We start from the raw sequence: 9,807 nt of genomic DNA, 5'->3' as shown, positions 1-9,807 counted from the left end.
GTGCGGGCCGCCTTCGACTGGAAATCAGCGATGAACCAGTTTGCTATCCTGTTCGGCGAGCGATTCACGCAGGCGCGTGGATAACCTGTTGTTCAACCGCCTCGCCCACAAAAATGCGGACAGGTTCTGCGATCTCGGCGTGACAGCCAAACTTTATTTGGCATGCCTCTACATCTCCTTGAACTTTACAGTCATGATGAGCCTTCCGACCAAGCACGGAACTGACGTCTGAAGCAGCGTCCCACACAGTCACGATCTAGACTGTCGACCGCAACTGACGTGCCCGGGTTAGCACTACGTTGCGGGCTGTGCCCCGCAACACTAAGCCCACACCCCTCGGTCGCTGCCGATTCCCGACGCCCGCAACTGGCCAAAACGGAGAACTTCGCGCAGGCGCGTCCGGCCCGCTGGTAAGCTCGGACGGCCAAAGCAACTTTTCCCGGTCACATGAGCACGCAACCCGCAGCAGCACCTGCAACCGTCACTCCAATGATGCAGCAGTACCTGCACCGTACCTGACCCGCGCCGTCACGCGAAGTTACGCCAAGACCTACGTCCGCCCTTTTTGAACCCGGATACACCGCCCCTTCAACTTCCTCAAGCCGCTCACCGCATCACCGCCCAAGCATCCTGCCCGCCCCGCACGCTACCCGCCCGAACAAAATCCGAAACATTCAACGAAACCGTATCGGCCTTCGCCTTTGAACGCATCTTCCGCGCAACTGCCAGGATCGGGGCCAAGTGCTCGTAAAAGCATTCGAGCTGTCGCGCGTCTGACGCCAGTCGCTCAAGGTCGCACGCCTTCTCGAGAATCAACCGGGCAATATGAAAACGCTGAAGTCCGCGGCCGACGCGAATCTGAAACACGACGCCGTCGCTGCTATGCGGCACCCCCGCCCACACAAGCGAACTGCGATCCATAAAGCCTCCGAAAAATCCTAATCGTCACATCAATATGCCAGCCATCCCGGACATTGCATATTTGTATTTCAAAATTGTGGCGTTTCACACATTGGCATCTTCGCAAAACCCGAATATTGCGCCGCAGCAAAAGTATCCGTAAACTGAGTTCGAGAGTCCAACGCAGTTGCCCTGCAGTCGCCCGATGACGGGAGAGCACGCCATGACGACTTCTTCACCAGCCCTGAGCCAAGCGTCTCCTGTCCTCCACGTGTTCCAGCAAGATGGTGGCTGGCACTGGGGCATCACGGTTCCTCGTTCCACGGGATCCGGGTTCAAACTGATCGCATTCAGTACCGGTATCTTTTCCACTGAAGACACTGCCCAACGCGACGGCGATCAAGCGCTGGCCTCCGTCGTCGCAAGTGGCGTGCATTGAACCTGGCGGATCGAGCAATTGCACCGTCCTTGAGTTTTCACGACCAGATGCAATACGCCTGTCACGCTTCGATGCGAGACCACGTATCGCGCACGATGACGGGCTCCGTCACTTGTCTGACCTACCCGATCGTCGGTGTCGATCCAAGCCGGCCGTTCTCTGCCTACGGCCCCGGTCGGTAGGTACGTTGCAATCAGCCCCCGGCGTACGTCACTCGAGAAAAGCGCGGCGCAGGCAGCACATTCGCCGTACCGATTTACGCAAAGTGGGCAGATGCGTACAAGAAGGCGGGCGGTGGCAAGGTCAACGATCAAGGCATCGGCTCGTCAGGCGGCCTGAAGCAAATCAACGCGAAGACGGTCGATTTTGCCGGTTCGGATGCGCCGTTGAAGGATGACGAGCTCGCGACGAAAGGCCTGTTCCAGTTCCCGACGGTAGCCGGCGGCGTCGTACCCGTCGTCAACGTACCCGACGTGAAGGCCCGTGAACTGACGCTGTCGGGCCCGGTGCTCGGCGACATCTACCTCGGCAAGATCAAGAAGTGGAACGACCCGGCGATCGCCGCGCCGAACTCGACGGTGAAGCTGCCGGACGCGGACGTCGCCGTAGTTCGCCGCGCTGACGGCTCGGGCACGAGCTTCATCTGGACGAACTATCTGCCCAAGCAATGAAGGCAATGCCAATTTTTATCGCACTACAGCAGGTAAGGCTCGATGTTCGTCAGCGCACGAGCAACGTACTCGTCCTTCTCCCCGACCGGCGCAACGTAGTGCAGCGCGCTCCGCGCCGCCTCCTCGCCTTCCAGGCGCGCAATGATCCATGCGGCCAGATACTGCGAAGCAAAGCAGCCACCGGCCGTCGCGACGTTGCCTTGAGCGAAGAACGGCTGATTGAGGACTTCGACACCGGCCTCGACTACCCAGGGTTTGGTCGTGAGGTCCGTGCAGGCCGGAATGTCGTCGAGAAGGCCAAGCTTGGCCAGAACCAGCGTGCCCGAACATTGGGCACCAATGAGTTGCCGGGCAGGATCGAGATTCAACTGCGCCATCAGCGTCGCGTCGTTGACGACATCCCGGGTTTGAATGCCGCTCCCGACGATGACGGCATCCGCCGTGCATGCGTCCGCCAACGTTGACTGCGCCTGCACGGTCACGCCATTCATCGACGTGACGCAATGCTCCGGGCATGACAGCGTTACCCGCCAGTCGGGCTTCTTGATTCGATTGAGCACGCCAAGCGCGATGAGCGAGTCGAGTTCGTTGAAGCCCTGAAAGGTCAGAATAGCGATGTGCATGGGGTGCCCTGTCTGCGGTCTGTCGATGCATCTTGCCAGATCGCCGTGATGAACGGATTTGCTTGGCCGAAAACTTGATGGGCATTGCCGGGCGGCCCAATTAAAGCTGGGGCGTCCCCTTGCAAGCGGCACACCGAGCGCTGTGGGAAGAAACCGGTTTGGTCGGCGTCAATCTCACCTGCGCGATGCATTTTGGCGGCCTCTCAAAGCTGCATCACGTGTTCATTGGCGAACTCGCGATCGATCTGAAACCGCAAGCGCCCAATGAGATCGTCCGATGCAAGTTGCTCCGTCACGACGCCATCGCTACGCTGCAGGCATGTATTCCTACGAAGAAAACCATCGAGCTGGCCTATAGCAACGAGTGGTCCGCATAGACAAGATTCATCTCGCCATTCAGGGTCACGTGGCTATACTTCCGCGTGCAAACTTCCGAACGTTGCCCATTCGCAGCGAGGCGAACATGACCAACGCGTACACGTACCGCGGATATACGATCGACGTTCGCTGCGAACACAAAGTCAACGCAGCCGGTATCGACATCGCGATTGACGATGCTTCGGCAGGGTTCGTCGCTGTTGTCCAGATTCACGCAACGAACGCGCCTTCGTTCTTCCTGGCGCCGATTCGCCTGGCTGACGACCACGGCAAGCTGTTCGTCGATAGTCTCGACGCTTTGCGAGCCGGTCGCTCTGCAGGCGAAATTATCGTTGACGACCTTCTGGTTGATAGCTGCGGCGACCGTTCCACCGGTCAGCGATGACGGTTCCGGTGAAGTTCGTGGATTGCGTACACAACGAGAAAAATCCCAATTATCGTTACGCCGGACGCAACGAAATCATTCAGCGTGCCCGTGCTGTGCAGAAGCTGGGGAAACAGCCCCATGCTCGATCCGACGATGGCCAGAATCAGACCGGCGGCGATGCCCCATGCCGGCCCGGATTTATCGTAGCTTTCATTTCTCATATCACGCCCGCCCGATGTTGTTTTCCCCGAGGCATTTCCAATATAGCTGATCAATATTGAAACATCGGCGACGTTGCCTTGACGAACGTGCTCTACACGCGAAAAGCCCCGCCTTCTGTGAAATAGTGAGAACCGGCGAGCCGATACGGACGCCACCGGCGCGCGGCGGGTACAAGAAGATTATCGGCATTCTCGTGATGAACCTGAGATCCATACTCACGACAATGCGTTGGCCTGGGTGCCCCGCCGACACGCCCGCAAACGTCACCCCGAAGACGCGGCAGTCACTGCGCCTTGTCCGACGACGATCCACGCGGAAAGCTACGCCAGGACCTACGCTCAACCGGTTCGGAACCGGTCGTGGAGCCCCGTGCAGACTGTCGGCACAGATGCGGATTCAACCCGTCATGCAGCACACTCGAGGCTGCCTGGGCGTCCCGAACCGCCAGCCATGCGCGATGGCTGGCGTGACTTCCCCCCACGCATCAAGGCTGGCGCTTGCCACCGCCACCAGCGGGTTTGCCGGCCGGCTTGCGCGCTCCCGCAGCCGGCTTGCCGGCGGATTTGCCGCGTGGCTTCTGCACGCTGAATGGACTACCGCTGGACAAGCTCTTGCCCTTCCCCGCGGCCCCGGCGCGCGGCGCCGCAGCCTTGCGCTTGTTCTCGCCACTTTGCGGGCGCGGCTTTTTGCCCGGCACCGGCACGGCACCCGACGCAGCCTGCGGCACTTTGGGCTTCTTGGGCTTTTTGGGTTTCTTGACGATCTGGCCCGTCGCGCTGGTTTCCGGCACGCGGTGTTCGGCCTCGAAACCCGGCTCTTCTTCACGGCGCAGCGTTTGCTTGATCAGCGCTTCGATCGCGGCCAGTTGCGGTGCTTCGTCGGCACACACCAGGGACACCGCCACACCGCTGGCGCCCGCGCGGCCGGTACGGCCGATACGGTGCACATAGTCTTGCGCCACAATCGGCAGATCCACGTTGATCACCAGCGGCAGGTCGTCGATATCCAGCCCGCGCGCCGCCACGTCGGTGGCGACCAGCATCTGTACTTCGCCCGTCTTGAAGCGCTCCAGCGCACGCAGGCGCGCGGGTTGCGGCTTGTCGCCGTGAATGGTGTCGACCGCATAGCCCGCTTCGTCCAGCATGGCCGCGAGGTAATCCACGCCATTGCGCGTCTTGACGAATACCAGCGCATGTTCCCACTTGTTCTCGGCCACGAGGTGCATGAAGAGGTCCGGCTTGTTCCGCTTGTCGACCGTCACCACCCACTGCTTGATCTTGCTGGCCGTGGCATTCGGCGGGCTGACGCTGATATTCACCGGGCCGCGCAGAATGCTCGCCGCCATCGCGCGGATATCGTCGGTAAACGTGGCCGAGAACAGCAGCGTCTGGCGCTGCGCGGGCAACGCGGCAAAGACGGCGTTGAGTTCGCGCGCAAAGCCAAGATCCAGCATGCGGTCGGCTTCGTCCAGCACCAGCGTTTGCACCTGATCGAACTGCACGGCGTTCTGGCGGTTGAGATCCAGCAAACGGCCCGGCGTGGCGACGAGCACGTCGACACCCTTGCGCAACTTCATCATCTGCGGGTTGATACTCACGCCGCCGTAGGCGGCCAGCAATCGCAAATCGAGGCCTTTGCCGTAAGCGACAAAGCTCTGCAGCACCTGTTCAGCCAGTTCGCGCGTGGGCACCAGTACCAGAACGCGCGCACGGTTGCTGGACACCGCCGGGCCGTGTTGCACCAGCCGCTGCAACAGCGGCAGCGCAAAGCCCGCCGTTTTGCCCGTGCCGGTCTGGGCCCCCGCCATCACGTCCTTGCCGCCGAGCACGGCAGGAATCGCCTTGGCCTGCACCGGCGTGGGGGCCTGGTAATTGAGGTCCTGCAGATTACGCAGCAAGGGGTCGATCAGGCCGAGCGAGGCAAAAGACATGGACGTATTCCGGGCTAAAACCGCAATTCTAGCGGTTGCCGGGCGGATCAAGGCCCGCCGCGCCTGGGTGGAAGGCGCCGACGGAGCGCGACGGCACGGCCAACCGGAAGCAGCCACTGGCGCAAAGCAAGGAAATCCAGCCCCTTTTTCCCCGCACCCAATCGCCGCTCGCCGCCACTCGGCCCTTTACCTGTCTGCAACTTCACGGCTTATGTCCGGGCAACAAGGTGAGGGAAAGGCAGCCGACGCCAACCATCGCTCGCCCTGGCCCGCCAGGTAAGACTCCCTCGGTCGCGGATGGCTTCCTACCCACGATCCTGATCATGTTTGAACAACGGCAATGTGAATAGGATATCTAATGATATCTCTGTTTATCACGTCAATAAGACGATCGTGGCAATGGTCATTTCGAGTCCGGACGAATGCGCGATTGGTTACGCTGTGTTTGCGCAGGCGAAGCATGCAGAGCCTCGGGCCGGACTATCGATTCAAATCCGATTGCCCTGCTCCGGGCGACTCGAGGTCTTTTCCGTGACGACCGCGTCCGCGTTTTTCAACGGCCAAGAACGCTCGTCGATCCGGCGATTTGATGAGGGCGGAGGTCATGACGGCATCGCACAAGCTGCATGCAGCGGCAGTATCGTTGTTGATACCGGGCCCACGCAGCGGCCAATTCGCATCGAACGCAGCAGGTGTTGCCGGACAAACCTGCGTTTCGGAGCATGCTTGCGAGCTGATCGTCACGTCGATGCCGTTGATTCGGTGCGTACTGGATCAATCGCATGGAATGACGATCGTTTGAAATGAATTGCCCGAACACGGCGCACCCCGGTACTCGAACAACCCGCGTAAAGAAGCAGTACACCGAATCAACGAGATCGATCGGCTTTGACAGACAGCCAGCGAAAATGTACCATTTTGTTATCCCAAAAAAAGGACGCGCAAGGCGTCCCCGCCCTTCTACAGGGTGGCGCCAATACAGTCTCCCGCCCCTGCATCTGTTTATGCCGCCTCGACATTCGCAGGCGCTGATCGATGCATCGATCCACATCGCTATGTCCCACGGAGACTTGAATGCCAGACCGACTCGACCGAAGAGCCTTCCTGAAATACGGCGCATGCAGCGCGGTCATGCCGATTCTCGCGGCATGCAGCGATCATGTCACTGCGCGGACGGCGACGTCCCCCAACGACGGGGTGAACCGGATGAACAGCATCGCCCCGCCCGGCGAATTTGACGAAAGCAATCTGCTGATTCCCGGCTTCAGGCGGAAGTTCGGCGAAATCAAGACGGCAATCGAGCAATACCAGCCTGCCGCGATGCAGATGGCCGAAGTCGTCAAGTCGATCGTGTCCGGAAACACGCTGCAGGGAACCATCGCGTTCGGCGAATTCGCGGTTCAGGCGCTGGCGTTATTCATTCCGGAAATGGGGTTCGTCTGCGGTGTGATGAATCTGCTGTTCAATCAGCTCGTGGCCTCGTTCGACCAAAAGGACCGTGACCAGGAAACCGTGATCCGCCGGATCGCGACGGACGAAATTTCGAAGAACAATCTCGAAATTATGCGGGGGGTGCTGACTGGCATCAATCGTGTGCTGGATGACTTCAACCGGTTCGTGCAAAGCGTGCCGCCGCCTTATTCCAGGTCGATGATCGACAACATCACCGCAAAATTCGAGGCGTTCGTCAGCATTTGCACTCAGCAGATCCCCCTGTTCCTGATCAAGGGCTCGGAGTATCAGGGCCTGACGATGCATGCGCTCGCGGCAAGCGCTCAACTGTCGATGTACGGCGCGTACCTGTCGATACGTCGCGAGCTTGCACTTGCGCCCGACACGGTCGGCGCGGTGCTGCATGAAATGAAAAGAAAGATCCATGACTATCAGAATTGCATGCAAGCGGTGCTCGCCCGTCGTCTGAGCGCGTTGTCCGATCCGGCGCAGAAGAACGACTACATTCGCAATTTCTATACGCTTGGTTATGGGACATTTCTCGCATCGGCGAAAACCTACTTCGCGACACTGCACGAGACGAAGATCGAGTTCCGCAACTCGATGGAAATCTATATGAACGACGTCGTACGCGACATCGCCGACGCGACCCTGCCCTCTCGAACGTCGTTCGTCACCGATCTGTCTGCGGTGTGTCATTGCGGCTCGGGCCCCGCCCACGAACCGCTCGTTGTTCGATTGAATCAGGCGTTCGTCGACGGCGCAGGCCGCGTCACACATATCGAGGCGCAAGGCTGCACCGGCGATTTCGCCGGCGTGTCAGGTGGCGTGCTCGAGATTGCGCATTCGTTCGGCGCGAATCAATCGAAAGGGGAACTGACGGACGGGCGCGGTTGCATCTGGAAAGCCGCCACACGCACCTTCGGCCCGGGCTCATCGCTTCACGCTTTCGAATTGCAGGACGGCATGGGCGTGCGATACTCCGCCGCGTCCGATGCCTACGGCAACGCGGTTCCGATGGTCGACGACCCGAAATGGGCGCAGTCGTATACGGCCGGTAATTCGGAGAAATGCGAACCCGGATATTATGTGTCGTCATTCCTGACGCGTCCCGGCACCTATTCGGGCAAGACCTGCCGCGAGGATTCGGGAAACAGTTTCCCATTCGGCGGTGTCGCGCTGCGACACTACACGTCGATTGCGCAGCTGGCAGAATTGAAGAGCGCCGACACCGGCCTTGAACTCGATCTGACTTGCGGCTTCAGCACCGCAGATTCGCTGACGTTCGGGGCGCCGACAGGTTACCCGGACGTGATGATCGGCAAATCGATCCTTGTCGGCAAGCGCCTGATGTTCGTCGTCACAAATCGCACCTCGGCGCCGATCGGCTGTCGGCTCGTGCCGCTGCTCGCGGATGTGAAAATGACGTCGGATACGTTCGTCAATCTGACGTTGCTCGCGCCGGACAAGTCACGCGTGCTGGGTAAGGCGACACTCGTCGCGGCGCCCGACAGCGAGCCGGCACTACTGGGCGAGGACGGCCGCAAGTTTGTTTACTACGAAACGAACGACATCTTTGCGTTTCAGCCTGGCGTGAATTACGTGACAGTCGCGCGCAACGCCGATCTCGGCAACAACGCGTTTCGATTTGCGAGCCTGTTGATTGTGCCGACACGGGTGTGATGGCCGGTAAAGGGTCTCTCGCCCGGCGTCGGGTCTCCACGTTCGACGCCATTCCCGGACCGTTACACGCCTTCAATCGAAAATGCAGGGCACTCCGGCTAAGCTGTGTCCGGGATGACAGGATCGACTCCGCTCCGTGATTCAGCTTCGCGACGCACGGATGTCGTTCAACGACCGTCTGCAGTCAATCGAGTTTATCTGCTACCGGTGATACAGCGTAATCAGATCGGACTTGTAGCTGGTCACGGCGGCTGTACTTCCGTCCGGAGAAACACTCACGTCGCGCGGAAACAGCCCCGTGGCAAGCGTTTGCAGCAGAGTCCCGGTTCCGTTTGAAGACACGTCGAAGAGTGCGGCATTCTCGTTCGCGTCAGTAGGCGCACTGTCCGAGTCGAAGCGATTCGAGTTGGTGACCATGATCTTATTGCCACCATCCATGAAGGTGATGCCCACGGGCGCTTGCCCTCCGCTGGGAGTGGCGGCAACGAACGCTGCATTCGGATTATCGAGAATGTTGGCGACGTTGAAGGAGATTATCTCGTTACTTCCCCTGGCCACGACCCAGAGCATCGACCCATTGGGAGATTCTGCTGCCCTGACAGGGGAACAGGCCGATGCGAAGCTGGCGATCACCGATCCGGAAATGACGTTTCCGGCCAGGCTGGAAGGACTGACGGCCTTGGCGATATCGATGACGAAAATTCCGCCATTGGGGCGCGGCGCTTGCGGATTGGATTGCGTGCAGGTCGAGCTGACAAGTGCCGAATTGTTGGTGCCTGAAAGGGTCGACTGAAACTTCGCACGCACAACTTCCGCGGTTGCATAGGCTCGGGGGCCGACCCTGACCGAATTTCCGTCCCGGCCTGAGTTGGAAAATTCCGGCTCTTCGCGGCGGGCCGAATCGGCCCGACCGGCAGATGGTATAAAAACGACGTCAACAGAGACGTTCAGTCCATCACTCGAATCCGTTTCGGACGGCTGCCGCCCGACCACGAAACAGCTGTTTCAGGCCGGCGAACAGCGGCGCCTTCGCGGTGCCCGGCGCACGGCCGAAGCTCTCGGTGATGCGGTCGAGAATGATCGCGAGCAGCACGACCGACAGGCCGCTTTCGAAACCGAGGCCGATGTCGAGGCGCTGGATA

The 9,807-nt window shown here is 60.0% G+C and carries 10 protein-coding genes and 2 pseudogenes; 6 read left to right on the top strand and 6 right to left on the bottom strand.

Features of this window, described 5'->3' with window-relative positions:
* Positions 1 to 606: 606 nt before the first annotated feature.
* A complete protein-coding gene (locus tag G3N64_RS36765; RefSeq protein WP_205788531.1) occupies positions 607 to 921 on the bottom strand; it encodes a hypothetical protein in 315 nt (104 codons plus the stop codon).
* Between the two features lie 202 nt (positions 922 to 1,123).
* On the opposite strand from G3N64_RS36765, the gene G3N64_RS36760 reads away from it, so the two are divergent.
* Together G3N64_RS36760 and G3N64_RS36755 are read left to right on the top strand one after the other, a co-directional pair.
* Entirely contained in the window at positions 1,124 to 1,339 is a 216-nt protein-coding gene (locus G3N64_RS36760) for a hypothetical protein (protein WP_205788530.1), read from the top strand.
* 227 nt (positions 1,340 to 1,566) lie between these two features.
* A pseudogene (locus G3N64_RS36755) lies at positions 1,567 to 1,998 on the top strand (substrate-binding domain-containing protein); the annotation flags it as partial.
* Between the two features lie 35 nt (positions 1,999 to 2,033).
* On the opposite strand, the gene G3N64_RS36750 reads toward G3N64_RS36755, so the two are convergent.
* Positions 2,034 to 2,633 carry a DJ-1/PfpI family protein gene (locus G3N64_RS36750; protein WP_205788529.1) on the bottom strand — a complete coding sequence of 200 codons (600 nt, stop codon included), beginning with the start codon at positions 2,631 to 2,633 and terminating at the stop codon, positions 2,034 to 2,036.
* A 119-nt stretch (positions 2,634 to 2,752) separates the two neighbouring features.
* On the opposite strand from G3N64_RS36750, the gene G3N64_RS36745 reads away from it, so the two are divergent.
* Both G3N64_RS36745 and G3N64_RS36740 read left to right on the top strand, forming a co-directional pair.
* Complete coding sequence (locus tag G3N64_RS36745) at positions 2,753 to 3,010, top strand: NUDIX domain-containing protein (protein ID WP_205788528.1); 258 nt, start codon at positions 2,753 to 2,755, stop codon at positions 3,008 to 3,010.
* 86 nt (positions 3,011 to 3,096) lie between these two features.
* Positions 3,097 to 3,396, top strand: a complete 300-nt coding sequence (locus G3N64_RS36740) for a hydrogenase maturation factor (protein ID WP_205788527.1) — start codon at positions 3,097 to 3,099, stop codon at positions 3,394 to 3,396.
* Here the strand turns inward: G3N64_RS36740 and G3N64_RS36735 are convergent.
* Positions 3,387 to 3,653 (bottom strand): hypothetical protein, encoded by a 267-nt coding sequence (locus G3N64_RS36735; RefSeq protein ID WP_241021401.1) that lies wholly within the window; start codon positions 3,651 to 3,653, stop codon positions 3,387 to 3,389. The two genes, G3N64_RS36740 and G3N64_RS36735, sit on opposite strands and share 10 nt — an antisense overlap.
* A 431-nt stretch (positions 3,654 to 4,084) precedes the next feature.
* Entirely contained in the window at positions 4,085 to 5,530 is a 1,446-nt protein-coding gene (locus G3N64_RS36730) for a DEAD/DEAH box helicase (protein ID WP_205788526.1), read from the bottom strand.
* A 327-nt stretch (positions 5,531 to 5,857) separates the two neighbouring features.
* Here G3N64_RS36730 and G3N64_RS36725 point away from each other — a divergent pair, with 327 nt between their 5' ends.
* A complete protein-coding gene (locus G3N64_RS36725; RefSeq protein ID WP_205788525.1) occupies positions 5,858 to 6,337 on the top strand; it encodes a hypothetical protein in 480 nt (159 codons plus the stop codon).
* A gap of 267 nt (positions 6,338 to 6,604) precedes the next feature.
* Positions 6,605 to 8,665, top strand: coding sequence for an insecticidal delta-endotoxin Cry8Ea1 family protein (locus tag G3N64_RS36720; protein WP_205788524.1), 2,061 nt, complete (start codon positions 6,605 to 6,607; stop codon positions 8,663 to 8,665).
* 201 nt (positions 8,666 to 8,866) lie between these two features.
* Here the strand turns inward: G3N64_RS36720 and G3N64_RS40490 are convergent, their stop codons facing one another.
* Positions 8,867 to 9,472, bottom strand: coding sequence for a beta-propeller fold lactonase family protein (locus G3N64_RS40490; protein ID WP_205788523.1), 606 nt, complete (start codon positions 9,470 to 9,472; stop codon positions 8,867 to 8,869).
* 148 nt (positions 9,473 to 9,620) lie between these two features.
* Positions 9,621 to 9,807, bottom strand: a pseudogene (locus G3N64_RS36710) (choline ABC transporter permease subunit); the annotation flags it as partial.

Origin of the sequence: Burkholderia sp. Ac-20344, from assembly GCF_017104975.1 — a bacterium.
In the GTDB taxonomy this organism is placed as follows: Bacteria; Pseudomonadota; Gammaproteobacteria; order Burkholderiales; family Burkholderiaceae; genus Burkholderia.
The sequence above is the reverse complement of the archived record's forward strand: the minus strand, read 5'-3'. Positions and strand labels throughout refer to the sequence as shown.

Bases quoted from the DNA above. Each gene is read 5' to 3' on its own strand.
- G3N64_RS36765 (WP_205788531.1), bottom strand. From the start codon at position 921: ATGGATCGCAGTTCGCTTGTGTGGGCGGGGGTGCCGCATAGCAGCGAC.
- G3N64_RS36730 (WP_205788526.1), bottom strand. From the start codon at position 5,530: ATGTCTTTTGCCTCGCTCGGCCTGATCGACCCCTTGCTGCGTAATCTG.
- G3N64_RS36740 (WP_205788527.1), top strand. From the start codon at position 3,097: ATGACCAACGCGTACACGTACCGCGGATATACGATCGACGTTCGCTGC.
- G3N64_RS36760 (WP_205788530.1), top strand. From the start codon at position 1,124: ATGACGACTTCTTCACCAGCCCTGAGCCAAGCGTCTCCTGTCCTCCAC.
- G3N64_RS36750 (WP_205788529.1), bottom strand. From the start codon at position 2,633: ATGCACATCGCTATTCTGACCTTTCAGGGCTTCAACGAACTCGACTCG.
- G3N64_RS36720 (WP_205788524.1), top strand. From the start codon at position 6,605: ATGCCAGACCGACTCGACCGAAGAGCCTTCCTGAAATACGGCGCATGC.